The following is a 15896-nucleotide window of genomic DNA, read 5'->3' on the forward strand; positions in this document are numbered from 1 at the left end:
TCCTCCGGGCCGTGGCCGGCGGGAACCGCCCTCACATCTCAGGCGGCTCCTGCCGGCCCCGGCCCACCGGGCCCCTGCCCGACAGCACCTCGCCGTACGCCTGCATCAGATCCGGCAGCCGCAGCGTCGCCAGATCGTCCCGCGTCGGCACCGTCGCATAGCCCGAGAGCCGAAGATCGCGGTAGGCGCAGCTCTTCTCGTACAGCGTGCGCAGGAAGCGCCCGTTGCCCAGCTCGTCCAGCCAGCCCTGGTCGACGACATGGCCGCTGATGGACCGCAGCTCCTCCACCGACTCCTCGTCCCACATGTCCCCGTTCTCCGCGGCCAGCACTTCACCGATGGCGGTGAGCTCCAGCGGCCGGTAGCTGGGGAAGTCCACCCGGGTGGTGAAGCGCGAGGAGAGCCCGGGGTTGGTGGACAGCAGCCGGTCCATGCCCTCCGGGTAGCCGGCCAGGATGACGACGAGATGGTCGCGGTTGTCCTCCGCGCGCTTGAGGAGGACCTGGAGGGCCTCGTCGCCGTACGCGTCGCCCTTGCTGTATCCGGTGTTGGAGAGGCTGTACGCCTCATCGACGAAGAGCACCCCGCCCAGCGCCGAGTCGATCAGCTCATTGGCCTTCACCGCAGTCTGGCCCAGGAACTCGCCGACCAGATCCGCCCGCTGGGCCTCGACGAGATGCTCCCCGCCCAGCAGGCCCAGCGCGTAGAACACCCGGCCAAGAATCCGCGCCACCGTGGTCTTGCCGGTCCCGGACGGCCCCGAGAAGACGAAATGCCGCTTCGGCGGCTGGACGGGCAGTCCCTGGCCCGCCCGCAGCCGCGCCATGTTCAGCTGCGCCGACAACGCCTTGACCTGACGTTTCACCGGCTCCAGGCCGACCATCCGCTCCAGCTCCGCGAGCGCCTCGGCGAGCAGCACGGGATCGCTGAGCCCGGCCGGGAACGGCTGCTCGGCGGACTGGCCGGGGACCGCCGTCTTCTCCCGCGCGCCGCCCGGCGGAGGGGACACCCCGACGCCCGGCAGATCCGTCGGCTCGTCGCCCGGCCGCAGTTCCCGGCTGTCCACCAGATCGGTGCCCAGCAGCGAGTCGCCGTCCGGCTGCGCCTCCAGGAACATGCCGTCGGTGCCCAGCCCGGTCAGCGAGACCGCGGCCAGGCCGGACGCCTCCTCGGAGCCCTCCAGCCCGTCGTAGTCCGCGATCGCGGCCAGCCGCGCCGAGGTGTCCATGAACGCCGGGTCGATCCGGTGGACCGCCCGGTACAAGGGGAGAGCGGCCGCGCTGCGGCCCGTGCCCTCGTGCGCGCGGGCCAGCCAGTAGCGCAGTTCCTTGCGTTGCGGCTGTTCACTGCGGCAGCGCATGAGCGCGGTGGACAGCAGGGGTTCGGCCTGCCCGTACATCTCCAGCCGTACCCGCGCCATCCCGCCGAAGAGCCCGGCCTCGATCCCGAGCAGCGGATCGTCGATCAGCTGCTCCGTATGGCGTACGAGCTGCTCCCAGTCCTTGACGAGGTAGGAGCGGCAGGCGTGCAGGAAACGGACCTGGGGGTCGGCGTCCACCGGCGGCAGGCCGGCCAACGCCCGGTCGAGCTCCGGGACATGGCGGCCGTCCAGCCAGTGCGAGGCGTGCGCGAGCAGCAGGTCGCGCGGACTCTCCAGCACCGGCTGCACCCACCAGCCCAGCCAGTACCAGGAGTTGATGGTGCGACGGTGGCGCCCGCGCTGATCGCCGAACCGGTCGCGATGGCGGTACATGTGCAGCAGCGCTGTCGTCGTGTCGACCCGCAGTGCGTGGAGACCGAGCCAGGCGTCCGCCATGCCGGGATCGAGGCGTACCGCGGCTCTGAACTCCTCTTCGGCCTGCGGGTAGGCGCCCATCGTGTAGGCGTCCACGCCGCGCAGCCACGCGAGGTCGGCCGGGGCCTGTGCGCCCTGCGTGCCGATATCCATCAGGTCCCCCACAAACCGTGCCCCAGGATGTCCCGCCGCACGGCGGCCCGCCGAGGCGCGCCGAATCACTGTGCCATGGACGGGAATTGACCGCACCGAGAGGCATCGTACCTGCGCAGGGAGTATGCGACTAAGGGTGCCGCAGGCCGAGGACGGGCCGTGACCCAGGGTAAGCGGAAGGGGGTGCGGTGAGGCCGGAATCAGGTGTCGGACACAGAACGAAGCCCCCGATCACGGGGGAACAACCGGGGGCTTCGCGTCTGCGGGGGCTCCGAAAAGCCGCACATTGAGAACGTAAGACCTGTACCGCCCCCGGGTCAAGCGGAGTTGAGGCACATCCAGCCCGATTTCCGACTGCTCAGTATGGCCGGTCCCGGTGATCACGATGGGTGACGGAATGATTCATTCCTGCTGTCGTGGGGGATCCCTCCAGCCACTCGTACCCCACAGGCAACTGGCGTACCAGGACATCGGCCCAGCGGCGCGAGGGATCGGCCGAGAAATGGGCCGTCTCGGCGGCCGTCCAGCCGTCCCAGAAGGAGTTCAGCGCCGGTCCGTCCCGCCGCCGGCCACGCTCCCAGGACTCCGTGGCCGGCAGATCCATCCACAACAGGTGTGCGAGGCAAGGGCGCAGGGCCCGCCGTCCCGCGCCGACTCCTTCGATCAGCACCAGCGGAGCCGGGGCCAGGGTGCGCGGCGGCCCGAAGCCGCGCGCGGTCCAGTCGTACGGCGCGTAGCGGGCGGTCTCGCCGCGCGACAGCGGGCAGGTCACCTGCTCCCGCAGCCGTCCGGTCCAGCCGAACAGTTCCTCGTGGGTGGCCAGATCGTCCAGATGCAGCACGGGGGCGTCGCCGAGCGCCGCCGCGAGCCGGGCGGCGAAGGTGCTCTTGCCCGATCCCGCGTGGCCGTCGACGGCGATCAGCCGGACCGGGCCGCAGGACGGCGGCAGGGTGCGCAGCCGTGCGGCAAGGCGCGAGAGGTCGTTCATGGCCCCAGCCTACGAGCCGGTGGCCGACGGCAAGCAGCCGCAGGTCACGCCAGTGGTCCAGACCCATATTGGTCCGTCGGCACAAGCCGAATCGCTGGCCGAACCGGGGCACGACCCGCAATAGTTGGCGCACTGTCGTGCACCCGCAGCGCCATTCCGCTTACGACCGGGGGTCTCGCCCATGCCCAGTCCGACCTCACGCAGAACCGTGCTCACCGCCGCGATCGCGGCAGCGGCCGGCGCCGGAGCGGTGTCGTCCGCCGCTACCGCGTCCGCCGCGGCCCCGCCCCGTACCCGGCCCGACGCACCTTCGGCGGCAGCCTCTCTCGTGGACAACCGTTTCTGGACGACCTACACCGACTGGCGCTGCGGTTCCGGCGCCGGGACCCGTGCCGTGGCAGGCCGCCGGGCAGGACTGGTGATCGGGCACCCCCTCGGGCGCACCGACTACACCGACCCGCACACCGGCACCACCGCGGCATGGGACTACGCCACCTGGACCTCGCCGGTCCACCGCTCCGCCGTCCCGGCCACCGAGGTGATCGCGTCCTGGAACGCGGACACCCCGGCCGGCACCTGGATCCAGATCGAACTGCGGGGCGGCTACTCGGACGGCACCGAGACCCCCTGGTACGTCATGGGCCGCTGGGCCGCGGGCGACGGCGACATCCGCCGTACCTCCGTCGACGACCAGAGCGACGGCAAGAGCTCCATCTGGACCGACACCTTCTCGGTGGACGACGCGGCGAGCGGTCTGCGCCTGTTGTCCTACCGGCTGAGGCTGACCCTGTACCGCACGCCCGGCACCCGGCTGACGCCCACGGTGTGGCGCCTCGGCGCGATGGCCTCGGACGTCCCCGACCGCTTCACGGTGCCGGCGTCCGCCCCCGGACTCGTCCGGGAGCTGCCGGTGCCGCGCTACTCCCAGAACGTGCACGTGGGGCAGTACCCCGAGTACGACAACGGCGGCGAGGCGTGGTGCAGTCCGACCTCGTCGCAGATGATCATCGAGTACTGGGGACGCAAGCCCTCTGCGGAGGACCTCTCCTGGGTCAAGCCGGAGCTGGCGGACCCGCAGGTGTGCCACGCGGCGCGCTTCACGTACGACAACCAGTACGAGGGCTGCGGGAACTGGCCGTTCAACGCCGCCTACGCGGCGACGTATGACGACATGAACGCCGTGGTGACCCGGCTCGGCTCGCTGGAGGACCTGGAGACCCTGGTCCGGGCCGGCATCCCGGTCATAACGTCGCAGTCGTTCCTCAAGACGGAACTGACCGGTGCGGGCTACGGGACCTCCGGCCACCTGATGACGGTGATCGGCTTCACCGAGGACGGCGATGTGATCGCCAACGACCCGGCGTCGCCGAGCGACGAGGCGGTCCGGCGTGTCTACCTGCGGCACGAGTGGGAGACGATCTGGCTCCGCACGAAGCGCTATGACGCGAACGGTCAGGTCAGGAGCGGTACGGGCGGGGTCTGTTATGTCTACTGGCCTGTTGACCCGGCACCGAGTCAGCGCCGGGCTCTGAAGTCGCTCGGCCTGCTGTGAGCAGGAGCTGCGGCACGGCCGTCCCCACCACCTGACGGCGGCGTTCCCGGCCGTCCTGTGTGACGTGGCCGGAGCGGACCACCGTGACCTTGATCGAGCGATGCCCGAGCCGGCGAGACACTTCGTGGCCGGACACACCGCTCGTCAAGGTCACGGTGGTCCACTTGTGTCGCAGGGCGCCGCCGTGAACGTCTTCCGGGGTGGCATACATTCCTTCTCGCTTGCCGTTCTTCGCCTTGATGGCGAAAGCGGCCATGTGACGCTCGACGGGCCGCGCCCGGCCCAGCCGGTCAGCGGGTCGGCGTGGGATGCGGACAGCGTGGGAGCGCCGGGCGCCCCTTGGTCCGGACGGCGGGCAGCCAGGCCATGGCCCGTACACCCGCCCGCGGAAGGCGAACACGGAACCAGAGAGCGGACTGCAGGTCCTCCTCGTCCGTGATGGGCTCACCATCGGGCAACTGGCAGTAGGCATCGAGGACATCACCGTGCCAGACCCGCGTCGGGACGACGTTCTCGGCGGTGTACGACCGCAGCGGATCGATCGCCAGGCCGAGACTGCACTGCGGATCCCGGTCCGTACGGTTCTGGCAGCCACGTTGGGCGTTGAAAACCCTTATCTGGAGCGGGGGTTGGCCGGCTCCGCCCGGCGACCCGGATCCCTCCCGTCCGGCGGACGACCAGATCGCCGCGCCCACCGCTCCGAACACCGTGACGACCAGGACCGCGGCGCGGATCCAGCGCCGCAGGCGGGACGAGCCGCTCCCGGAAGCACGGCCCGGCCTGCCGGACTGCTGGGCCGAGATCCGAGCCAGCAGGCTGTCGGCCGTATGGGCGGCGCGCGCGGCGTGGGTGGGGGCGAGGCAGTCGGCGGCCAGGGCGCGCCAGAACTCCGGAACCGCGTTGTCCATCCGTAACGGCGCGCGCCCCTCGGCGTACTCCTGCACGGCGGCACCCCGCGCCAGCGGTGTCGCGCCGGGGAACGGCGAGGAACCGGACGCGAACACCTCGTGGATCAGGATGCCGAGGGCCCAGACATCGGCACTCGGCCGGATCTGCACCCCCAGGTCCCCCAGCGGGGCCTTCCACCGCTCGGGCGGGAGATAGTCGGGGGTGCCCATCGGCGGTGCGTGACCGTGCGTCCCCGTCAGTTCGGTGGCGAGCCCGAAGTCCGCGAGTTTCACCGAACCGTCCTCGCCGATGAGGACGTTCTCGGGCTTGAGGTCGGCGTGTACCCAGCCGGCCCGATGCAGATGGGCCAGCCCCTCGCAGATGCCCGCGATCAGCCGGCCGCCTTCGGCTTCCGTCACCAGGGCGTCGAGGAGGTCCCGCAGCGTGCACCGGCCACGTTCCATGACCAGGACGATCGCGCCGTCCAGGGACGGGTGCTCCGGTGCGGCGAGGACGACATGGTCCAGCAGCCGGACGAGCCGAGGATGCTCTGCCCGGCGGCCGATCTCGACCTCGCGCCTGGCGGCTTCGGCCACTTGGCGGGCCTGGCGGGGCGCGAGTCCGGCGGTCGGCATGATCTTGAGCGCGACCTCACCCCGTCCCCGGGGCCGGTCCACCGCCGCCCGGCCCGTCGTGGCCACTGCCTCGTCCTCGGCCTGGCCGGCGCCGTCCGGGCTGTGCGGGCCGTCCGGGTGATCATGGGAGGGCCGTCCGGCGTACACGGTCGCCCAGCCACCGGCCCCGATCGGCTCGGTGACCACCCAGTCGCCGATCCGGTAGCCCCGGGGCAAGTGGTCCGTCCGGTCGCTTCCCCATGACGCGGCTCGGCTCGGCACCACCGTCACGCCCTCCACTGTCCCGGCGCGGCGGGTTCGGCCCGAGGGGGTAACAGCGCCAGATGCTCCTCCCGGACTATGCCGAACCGCAAGGCGAGTCCGACGACGGCTTCGCGCTTGCCGTTCCGGCGGTCCCCTCGGCGAACCTCGGCCTCCGTGGGGGAGTCGATCCTCAGCTTCTCCTCGGCGAGGTAGTCGATGTGCGAACTGACGGCACGCGAAGTCAACTTGACGCAGGCCGCGTGGCCCCTGAGCCGCTCGACGACCTGGGGGGTGGTCGGTATCGCGACCGGCGACTCGTCACGCAGCCAGGGTTCGCAGAGCGCGACCAGCACCAGGAAGTACGTGGCTGTCTCGTCCAGGGAGTACGCCGTGACCGTGAGGCTCTCGCCTGAGTCGCCGGCGCCCTCCGGGTCCAGGTAGACGTGGGCGGGCGCGAACACCTGGAAAGAGACCGTGGTGTCGTGGCGCGTGGGCAGCACCACCCGGGAGAACTCGAACGGGATGGGTGCTCCTACGCGGCGTGGCGGCACCCGCAGGTACTCGCCCGCCCCTTCGGGATTCTCCACCAGATAGCTGTGGGTCGAGCTGTGGTTGGTCAGCTGCCAGTGGTCATCGGTCACCCGGATCTCACCCGCGAGGCGGGAAATGGCCGCATCGGCGAGACGCAGCTCGACCGGCGTCCTCGAGGAGCCGCGGCCGAAACGCGCGCCTTCCCCCGGGCCGAGCCTGAAGGTCACCGCGTCGCCGTACGGCTCCCCGTCGACGACACCGCCGCTCCCCCGCGGCAGATGAACGACAATGCCGCTCACCACTCCCCCTGTCACACGCGTGATCAGTTGCCCTGCACAACGAACGCTACCGCGTGTGTGCGGGAATTCACCGTCTAGCACTGGCCACTTCTGCGACCGGCCGCCCGGTCGGCAAGAGCCCGGATCGTGGCGAAAGGGCTCGTTCGGTACGCGGCACAGGGGGTGGAACCCGATGAGACCGTCGAGGCCGTCCTTGTTCTCCTCCACCGGTTCCGGCACGGCGACGGCGGCGAAGGTCCCGGAGTGCCGGTCCCGGTCGCGCGGGACGCGGGACGCGGGCGGCGCCGGCCGGTGACGGCGTGAGCGAGCGGGTCCTCAGTGGGCCGGTGCCGTCGGGGCCGGCACGGGCGTGGCCGTCCGGAGTCCGGCAGTACCCGCGCCGACAGCCTGTCAGTAGCCGGGACTGCCCGAACGGGCGGGTGTGACCGGGTGATCGCCGAACGCCGTCCACGGGCGCCAGCCCCCACTGGGCTGTGTCTGCACACGGGTGCGTACCTGGCCGTCGGTGGTGACGGCGAAGAGGTGGATCCGGCCGGTGGCGTCGGCAGCGGCGGTCGGTGCGGCGGCGAGGCGGACTCCGGGCTCGCCGAAGCTCTCCTCGGTACTCCAGCTGCCGCCGGGCGCGACCTGCCACCGATGGCTGAGGCGCTCGCCGCCGGGGGAGAGCGCGAAGGCCTCCAGCCTGCCGTCGGCACCAGGGGCGAGCACGGGGGTGACCGCCGTCCAGCCGAAGAGCGGTTGCCAGTCCTCCCAGCCACCGCTCGGCACGGCCTGTCGCCGGTAGAAGGACGCCACACCGGACGGGGCCATCGCGACGACGGTGAGTCTGCCGCTTCCGTCGATGCTCACGCGCGGCGTGGCGCCGGCCGCGGTGCCGAAGCTGTGCCACGCGGACCAACCGCCACCGGGTGACTCCTGCCAGCGGTGCATGATCCCGGAGCCACCGGGCGAGAGGGCGAAGACCTCCAGGCGGCCGTCGGCGTTGGCCGCGACGACCGGCGGTCCGCCCGTCGCCCCACCGAATCCCGGGTCCCACGCCTCCCACGTCAGCGATCCGGGCGACCACTGCCGCCGTCGCGCGATGGCGGTGCCGCCGGGGCTCAGCGCGAAGACGTCCAGGCGGCCGTCGGCGCCGCGCCCGACCGCGGGGGCGGCCCCCGCCGGGCCGCCGAACTCCTCCCAGTCGTGCCAGCCGCCGTCGGGCCGCTGGACCCTGTGGTGCAGGCCGGTTCCCCCCGGGGCGAGGGAGAACACCTCCAGCCTGCCGTTGGTGTTGCGGCCGAGGGTGGGAACCGCTCCGGCGGGTCCGCCGAAGGGCTCCCACGCCGACCAGGTGTCGGAGGCCGGGTCGAGCTGGACGCGCCGAAGCACCGAACGGTCCGCCGCGTCGAGCGCGAACACGGTCAGCCGGCCGTCGACGTCCGGGGCGGCGACCGGGTTGTCCGCGCTCTGCCAGGGAGGTGGCGTGTTCCGCCAGTACAGGGGCGCGAGGTGCAGGCCCTGCTGGAACCACCCCGCGGCGCTCGCGAACCACTCCTGCCCGTCGGTGACCGGTTCGACGGCGTGACCGGGTACGTGGCCCGCGTAGCCGTCGAGGGCGAAGTGGAAGGGGTCCGGGGACGCGAGGACGTCGGTGCCCTCGTAACCGTTGCGCGGCCCGATGAACAGGTAGTACCAGCCGTCCCGTTCGACGACGAAAGGCGACTCGGTGACCGACACGGTGGCTTCGGTGGTCTCGTCGGTGTACGCCGTGCCCGGCTCGCTCCAGTGCACCAGGTCGTCGGACCGGCGGAAGGACACGATGTGCCGGCCGCCGGGGCCGGACAGTTCCGTGTAGTACATCACCCAGGCCCCGCCGATCCGCAGCACCATCGGGTCACGTGCCACGAGCCCCCGGAACAGCGGGCCCGACGGAACACGGGTCCAGACGAACAGGTCGGCCGAAGTGGCGAGGCTGATGGCGGCCCCGTCCCGGCCACCGGCGGCGTAGAACATCCAGAACGTGCCGTTCGCCTCGACGACGTGCGGTGCCCACAGGTGTTCCTCCCCGTGGTACGAGGGATCGACGGTCAGTGCGTCGGGGTGCGTGGTCCACGGGCCGTGCGGGTCCGGTGCGGAGGCGTGCGCGAAGGAGATCTCGGAGGCACTGTCCGGGACCTCGCCGGGGGGCGCGCTCTCGCCGACGATGCTGAACAGGTGCCATCGGCCCGCTGCCCTGATCAGAGTGTGGTCGTTGAGATATCGCTGCCGTCCGAGCACGGAGGGGTCGTAGACGTGGCTGAAGGGACCGGCGCCGATCCACTGGTGGGACTGAACGGCCTCGGCAGCGAACGCGGGCCGTCCGGTGTACAGGAGCGCGCCTGCGCCCGCTCCCGCCGCCGCCCGCAGCACGTGCCGTCTGCTGATCGGATGCATGCTGTTCTCCAGTGAGGACCGCGGCCGGCCGAACCGGCCGGCCGCGGTTTCGGGGTCAGTTGACGGGTGGGCCGGCGGTGTTGTTGAGCCAGGACCAGTCGGACCATGTGGAGAAGCCGGTCTGCCATCTGTGGTAGATGCCTGCGTGGCTTGTTCCGAATACTTCGATGCGGCCGTCGGCGTTGGTCGCGGTGGTGATTTCGGTGCCGGCTTCGCCGAAGTTCTCCCATGGTCCGTAGGGTGCGTTCACTCCGGTCTGCCAGATGTGTTGTGCGACGTTGTTGTTGATCGCGAAGACTTCGACGCGGCCGTCCGGTGTCCGTTCGCTGGTGAGTTGGGAGTCGGCGGGTCCTCCTGTGCTTTCCCAGTCTGACCAAGTCGTCGGGTTTGTTTGGTATTTGTGGAAGACGCCTACGGGGCCGGATGCGAAGATTTCGAGTCGGCCGTCGGCGTTGTGGTCCACGGTGAGGTCGTGTCCGCCTTCGCCGAAGGTTTCCCAGGGTGACCAGCCGCCGTTGACGGCTGTCTGGTATTGGTGCTGGAAGACTTCGCCGTTGAGTGCGAATGCTTCGAGTCGTCCGTCGGGTGATTTGCCCATTTCGACTCGGGCGTTGGCCGGTCCGCCGCCGGTCGGTTCCCATTCGCTCCAGCCGCCGCTGGGGGCGGTCTGGTATTTGTGGAAGAGGCCGACGGGGCCGGATGCGTAGACCTCGATCCTGCCGTCCGCGTTCACTCCGGCGGCGATGTCGTGTCCGCCTCCGCCGAATGTTTCCCAGCCGGACCAGTTGCCGGAGGGTGAGAGCTGGTAGCGGTGTTGCAGTGTGTTCCCGTTGACGGCGAACATTTCCAGGCGTCCGTCCGCGTTCGGTGCGATCGCGAGTTCCGCGCCGCCGGGGCCGCCCAGTGGTTCCCATGGCGACCAGTCACCGTTCGCGCGGAGCTGCCATGCGTGATGGACACCGTCCGCACCGGCTGCGAACGCTTCGAGCCGCCCGTCGGCCGACCGTGCCGACACCACCCGGCCCGACTCCGCCGGATACACCAACGGCGTGGGGCCGGGGCCGCCCGGATGCCCGAGGCGCTCGACCGCAGCCCACGCCTCGTCCATGTGCCGCCAGTGCATGCCCTGGTTGTAGGTGGACCAGGGCTCCCAGTTCGCACCGCCGGAGGAGATGTCGAAGGCCGCGTTCGCGTTGCACTGGGCGTCGTACGCGCAGGCGTCGTCGACCTCGGCGTGCCAGTAGCTGTTGATCTGCCACAGACCGCGGTCCGTGGAAGGGGGAGTGTTGTTCTGGACGTTGGACGCCGACGGGTTGCAACTGGACTCGGCCAGGGCGACGGCGACAGCGGTGACCAGACCGTCTCCCCGGAAGCCGGCGTTGTAGCCGACCTGGGCGCACAGGTCACTGGGGGCGGCGTACGCGGGCGAGGCGCCGACGAGAGCACCCGCCGCGAGAAGTAACGAGGCAAGCGTCGACAGGATGATGCGACGGGGAGCTCGGGAGGAGCGCCGACTGCTACTCAACTGCTGTCTCCTTCGAAGGTGGTGCCGAAATGCCGGGTCAGTTGACGGGTGGGCCGGCGGTGTTGTTGAGCCAGGACCAGTCGGACCATGTGGAGAAGCCGGTCTGCCATCTGTGGTAGATGCCTGCGTGGCTTGTTCCGAATACTTCGATGCGGCCGTCGGCGTTGGTCGCGGTGGTGATTTCGGTGCCGGCTTCGCCGAAGTTCTCCCATGGTCCGTAGGGTGCGTTCACTCCGGTCTGCCAGATGTGTTGTGCGACGTTGTTGTTGATCGCGAAGACTTCGACGCGGCCGTCCGGTGTCCGTTCGCTGGTGAGTTGGGAGTCGGCGGGTCCTCCTGTGCTTTCCCAGTCTGACCAAGTCGTCGGGTTTGTTTGGTATTTGTGGAAGACGCCTACGGGGCCGGATGCGAAGATTTCGAGTCGGCCGTCGGCGTTGTGGTCCACGGTGAGGTCGTGTCCGCCTTCGCCGAAGGTTTCCCAGGGTGACCAGCCGCCGTTGACGGCTGTCTGGTATTGGTGCTGGAAGACTTCGCCGTTGAGTGCGAATGCTTCGAGTCGTCCGTCGGGTGATTTGCCCATTTCGACTCGGGCGTTGGCCGGTCCGCCGCCGGTCGGTTCCCATTCGCTCCAGCCGCCGCTGGGGGCGGTCTGGTATTTGTGGAAGAGGCCGACGGGGCCGGATGCGTAGACCTCGATCCTGCCGTCCGCGTTCACTCCGGCGGCGATGTCGTGTCCGCCTCCGCCGAATGTTTCCCAGCCGGACCAGTTGCCGGAGGGTGAGAGCTGGTAGCGGTGTTGCAGTGTGTTCCCGTTGACGGCGAACATTTCCAGGCGTCCGTCCGCGTTCGGTGCGATCGCGAGTTCCGCGCCGCCGGGGCCGCCCAGTGGTTCCCATGGCGACCAGTCACCGTTCGCGCGGAGCTGCCATGCGTGATGGACACCGTCCGCACCGGCTGCGAACGCTTCGAGCCGCCCGTCGGCCGACCGTGCCGACACCACCCGGCCCGACTCCGCCGGATACACCAACGGCGTGGGGCGCGGACCGCTGCCAGGAGTGCAGGGCAGCACCACGCCGCGCTCGGCGAGGTAGGGCTCGGGGTCGATACCGTACGAGGCGGACGGGTCCCCCCAGATCCGCAGATGCAGGTGGGGACCGGTCGAGTTGCCTTCGGAGCCCATCAGAGCGATCCGCTGACCGGCCGTGACGTGTTCGCCGACGAACACGTCACGCTGGTACATGTGCCCGTATTCGGATATCCGGCCGTCGGCGTGCTGGATGCGGATCCACTGACCGTAGCCGCTCGCGCTACCGGAGTTGATCACCTCGCCATCACTCACGGCGTAGATCGGCGTTCCGTAGTCGTTGGCGATGTCGACGCCGTTGTGGTCGCCGCCGTAGTGCTGGGACACGATGCCGGCGGCCGGGCACGCCGCGAAGTCGACGGCGTGGGCTGCCGTCGACGACGTCAGCACCAGTGCGGGTACCAGGGCCGCGGTCGCGGCGAGCAGGACGCGCAGTGCGCGTCCGGAGAGTGGTCGGGAACGACTGAACAGCATGCCAGTTCCTCCCGTCACGCCTTGCGGAGGTGGGCGACGACGCCGTCGATGTCGGTCTGCAGCAAATCGGGCCGGATGACGTGGCCTCCTCCCACTTCCCGGCCGTCGAAGGGGATCCCCGCGTTCTGCAGCAGGCTCTTGAACTCCTGCTGGCCGCGCAGCACATGACCCTCGTTGGCCACGTCGGCCCAGTTGATCGGGTCGGGACTGGTGCCGGCCACCAGGAAGATCCGCTTGTTCCGGTAACTCTCGATGCGTTGCACCGGGTTGTCGGCGTTCACTCGCGCCTCGTCCCACAGCGGCACGCCGTAGATCGTGCCGCCGCCCAGGTCCACGGCCGCGGAGGAGAGGTTGGCCCAGTGGGCCACGATGCCGCCTTCCCGGCGGAGGCTGGCCGGGCCCGAGTGGGCGCTGACCGAGGCGAAGTGGCCGTAGTACTTGGCGGCGTACTTCAGCGCGCCGAAGCCGCCCATGGAGAACCCTGACACGGCACGGCCGTTGTACTCGGCGTAGGTACGGAAGTTCGCATCGATCCACGGGATCAGCTGGGACATGTGGAAGGTTTCCCAGTTCCGCGGGCCGACGTTCGAGCTGACGGGGTTGGAGTACCAGCCGGTGTGGCCGCCGTCAGGCATGACCACGATGAGCGGCCTGCCCGCGGTCATCTCGCGGATGCCGTGTCGGTCGAACGTGATGAAGTCCTGGTCGAGACCGCCGCCGTGCAACAGGTAGAGAACGGGATAGCGGCGGCCGCTGGTGTGGTAGTCGTCGGGCAGCAGCACGTTGACAGCGGGATTCCAGCCGATCGCGCTCGTCTGGAACCGGTAGTACCACATCCGGCGGTCGTCCTCGTTGTGGTTCACGATGTGCAGGCCGAAACCGTCGTCGGCGGCCGCGGCCGGTGACGCCGCCGAGAGCATTCCTCCGGCACCCAGCGCCATCGCGGCAGTGAGGCCGCCGGCGGACTTGAGGAGGTTTCTGCGGGTGGGGTGCTGCGCGGTCAAGGTGACCTCCTGGTCGGAAGTACGATGAGGGTGAACTGGCGCCCTGTGAACGGTGGTTCGGAGGGTAGCGAGGGGACCGCGGCCAGAGAACCCGGAACCTTACGGACTGACAGTCACCGTTGCTTACGCTAGGCGTGGAGTTGGCTCCGCCCGCCCCGGTCGGTGGTGTCACCCCAACCGCCGTGGATCCGGCCACAGCGACGGGTACGCCTCGGTCGATCGGCCGAGGCCCGGTCGTTCCCGGCCGCGGCACCCGCGCGGCAGTTGGGCGGCACGGTGCTGCGTACCCGGCACCGGGTCAGTGCGAGCGTCTGAGCGACCGATTCGTCTTGTGTCTTACGCGCCTGTGACCTGCATGTTCATGCAGGAGGCCTCGCGTGACACGCGGCACCCTTGCGCCAGGAGACGATCTGGCTCCGCGCCAAGCGCTACAACGCATACGGCGGTGTGGTCTCGGGCACAGGCGGCGTCGGTCACCCGCGCTTCGCCGCGCCCCCGACGCCCGCCCAGCGCCGGGATCCGGCGGCCGTCGGCATCCGCGGACGCGGTCCGGCCGCCCCGGGGCAGTGACGCACGTCTCTACCAAGGCGCCCTTCGGGCTGGCACTGTGGTCGGGTCCTCGGGGGACACCGACTGCCGGCCGACCGAACGAGATGCCATGACAGCGACTGCCGCCGCAACCACCACCCCTGCCCGCCGCCGCGCACGGACCGGCGGGCCCGAGGACGGCTCGAAGCTGCTGGAGAACGTCCTTGGCTGGACACTCGTCGTCGTCATCGCCATGTTCGTCACGCAGCTCGGCCTCATGTGACCCGCACCCGTCGCCGGACGTGACAGGGGCGGGGAGCCCGCCCGGCTCCCCGCCCCTGTCATGCCTGCTGTGACGACGTCAGTTGATCGCCTTGATCAGCTCGCCGTCGGTGGTGTCACCGCTGAGCTCCCAGAAGAAAGTGCCGCCGAGGCCCTGCTGGTTCTTGTACTCCATCTTGGTGCCGATGGTGGCCGGGGTGTCGTAGCTCCACCAGTTGGTGCCGCAGTGCGCGTACGCCGTACCGGCGATGGTGCCGGTGGTGGGGCAGCTGTTCTTGAGGACCTTGTAGTCCTCGATGCCCGCCTCGTAGGTGCCGGGAGCGGCGCCGGTGGCGGTGCCGCCGGGTGCGTCCTGGGTGACGCCGGTCCAGCCGCGGCCGTAGAAGCCGATGCCCAGGAGCAGCTTCGAGGCGGGGACGCCCTGGGCCTTCAGCTTGTCGATGGCCGCCTCGCTGTTGAAGCCCTCCTTCGGGATGCCCGTGTAGGACGTCAGTGGGGAGTGCGGGGCGGTCGGGCCCTTCGCGTCCCAGGCGCCGAAGAAGTCGTACGTCATCGGGTTGTACCAATCGACGTACTTCGAAGCGCCGCCGTAGTCGACCGCGTCGAGCTTGCCGCCCTCGGAGCCGTCCGCGCTGATCGCCGAGGTGACCAGGTTGTCCGTGCCGAACTTGGAGCGGAGTGCCGACAGCAGGTTGCCGTAGGCGTCACGGCCGCTGGTGTCGCAGGTCAGACCGCAGGCGTTGGGGTACTCCCAGTCGATGTCGATGCCGTCGAAGACATCGGCCCAACGCGGGTCCTCCACCAGGTTGTAGCAGGACTCGGCGAACGCGGCCGGGTTCTTGGCCGCCTCACCGAATCCGCCGGACCAGGTCCAGCCGCCGAACGACCAGATGATCTTGAGCTCCGGATGCAGCTTCTTCAACTTGCGCAGCTGGTTGAAGTTGCCGCGCAGCTCCTGGTCCCAGGTGTCCGCGACCCCGTCGACCGACTGGTCGGCCGTGTAGGCCTTCTCGTAGTCGGCGTACGAGTCACCGATCGTGCACTTGCCGCCCTGGACGTTGCCGAAGGCGTAGTTGATGTGCGTGAGCTTGTCGGCCGAGCCGGATGTCTCGACGTTCTTGACGTGGTAATTGCGCTGGTAGACACCCCAGTTGGTGAAGTATCCGACCACCTTGTCGCCGGCCGCTGTGGGGGCGGCCGGTGCTGCTGCCGGTGCGGGGGCCTGCTGGGCGGCGGGGGTCGCTCCGGCGGACCCGGTGCCCGCGACGCCCAGCAGGGCGGCGCCCAGGGCGGCGGTACAGGCGGCAGCGGCGAGAGCCCGCATGCGGGCCCCCGGGCGATGCAGTCCGGTCATGGTTGCTCCTCGTGGGGGAGGGGACGTGCCAGTGGACGACCGGCTTCGGGCGGACATGCGAACTTGGCATGAACGCGGAAAGCCGGTTCGCTGGGAACCGTAGATGGACTAGACCAGTTGGGTCAATGGTTCGGACCAATTCCAGT

At 70.0% G+C, this 15896-nt stretch carries 12 protein-coding genes; 3 read left to right on the top strand and 9 right to left on the bottom strand.

Annotation, left to right across the window (positions count from 1 at the left end; all coding sequences use genetic code 11):
- Window positions 1-31: 31 nt before the first annotated feature.
- A complete protein-coding gene (locus tag OG912_RS30510; protein WP_327712107.1) occupies window positions 32-1948 on the bottom strand; it encodes an AAA family ATPase in 1917 nt (638 codons plus the stop codon).
- Between the two features lie 358 nt (window positions 1949-2306).
- Window positions 2307-2936 carry a uridine kinase family protein gene (locus OG912_RS30515; RefSeq protein WP_327712108.1) on the bottom strand — a complete coding sequence of 210 codons (630 nt, stop codon included), beginning with the start codon at window positions 2934-2936 and terminating at the stop codon, window positions 2307-2309.
- Between the two features lie 181 nt (window positions 2937-3117).
- Between OG912_RS30515 and OG912_RS30520 the strand changes: the two genes are divergently transcribed.
- Window positions 3118-4488: a peptidase C39 family protein gene (locus OG912_RS30520; RefSeq protein WP_327712109.1), complete on the top strand. Its 1371-nt coding sequence runs from the start codon at window positions 3118-3120 to the stop codon at window positions 4486-4488.
- Between the two features lie 290 nt (window positions 4489-4778).
- Here OG912_RS30520 and OG912_RS30525 read toward each other — a convergent pair whose 3' ends face one another.
- From OG912_RS30525 to OG912_RS30550, 6 genes are all read right to left on the bottom strand, one after another.
- Window positions 4779-6281 carry a serine/threonine-protein kinase gene (locus tag OG912_RS30525; protein ID WP_443061034.1) on the bottom strand — a complete coding sequence of 501 codons (1503 nt, stop codon included), beginning with the start codon at window positions 6279-6281 and terminating at the stop codon, window positions 4779-4781.
- Complete coding sequence (locus OG912_RS30530) at window positions 6278-7084, bottom strand: serine/threonine protein kinase (protein WP_327712110.1); 807 nt, start codon at window positions 7082-7084, stop codon at window positions 6278-6280. The genes OG912_RS30525 and OG912_RS30530 overlap by 4 nt, the downstream gene beginning before the upstream one ends.
- 390 nt (window positions 7085-7474) lie before the next feature.
- Window positions 7475-9499 (bottom strand): family 43 glycosylhydrolase, encoded by a 2025-nt coding sequence (locus tag OG912_RS30535; RefSeq protein ID WP_327712111.1) that lies wholly within the window; start codon window positions 9497-9499, stop codon window positions 7475-7477.
- 55 nt (window positions 9500-9554) lie between these two features.
- Window positions 9555-11024 carry a hypothetical protein gene (locus tag OG912_RS30540; protein ID WP_327712112.1) on the bottom strand — a complete coding sequence of 490 codons (1470 nt, stop codon included), beginning with the start codon at window positions 11022-11024 and terminating at the stop codon, window positions 9555-9557.
- A gap of 37 nt (window positions 11025-11061) precedes the next feature.
- On the bottom strand, window positions 11062-12582 hold the full coding sequence (locus OG912_RS30545) for a peptidoglycan DD-metalloendopeptidase family protein (RefSeq protein ID WP_327712113.1): 1521 nt from the start codon (window positions 12580-12582) through the stop codon (window positions 11062-11064).
- Window positions 12583-12596: 14 nt separating this feature from the next.
- Complete coding sequence (locus OG912_RS30550) at window positions 12597-13586, bottom strand: alpha/beta hydrolase-fold protein (RefSeq protein WP_327712114.1); 990 nt, start codon at window positions 13584-13586, stop codon at window positions 12597-12599.
- A gap of 393 nt (window positions 13587-13979) precedes the next feature.
- Here OG912_RS30550 and OG912_RS30555 point away from each other — a divergent pair, with 393 nt between their 5' ends.
- Both OG912_RS30555 and OG912_RS30560 read left to right on the top strand, forming a co-directional pair.
- Window positions 13980-14156 carry a hypothetical protein gene (locus OG912_RS30555; protein ID WP_327713661.1) on the top strand — a complete coding sequence of 59 codons (177 nt, stop codon included), beginning with the start codon at window positions 13980-13982 and terminating at the stop codon, window positions 14154-14156.
- A gap of 88 nt (window positions 14157-14244) precedes the next feature.
- Window positions 14245-14397 carry an SCO1431 family membrane protein gene (locus OG912_RS30560; protein WP_326735044.1) on the top strand — a complete coding sequence of 51 codons (153 nt, stop codon included), beginning with the start codon at window positions 14245-14247 and terminating at the stop codon, window positions 14395-14397.
- 78 nt (window positions 14398-14475) lie between these two features.
- Here the strand turns inward: OG912_RS30560 and OG912_RS30565 are convergent, their stop codons facing one another.
- Window positions 14476-15750, bottom strand: coding sequence for a glycoside hydrolase family 18 protein (locus OG912_RS30565; protein ID WP_327712115.1), 1275 nt, complete (start codon window positions 15748-15750; stop codon window positions 14476-14478).
- Window positions 15751-15896 lie beyond the last annotated feature (146 nt).

It is taken from the genome of Streptomyces sp. NBC_00464 (assembly GCF_036013915.1).
Lineage (GTDB): Bacteria > Actinomycetota > Actinomycetes > Streptomycetales > Streptomycetaceae > Streptomyces.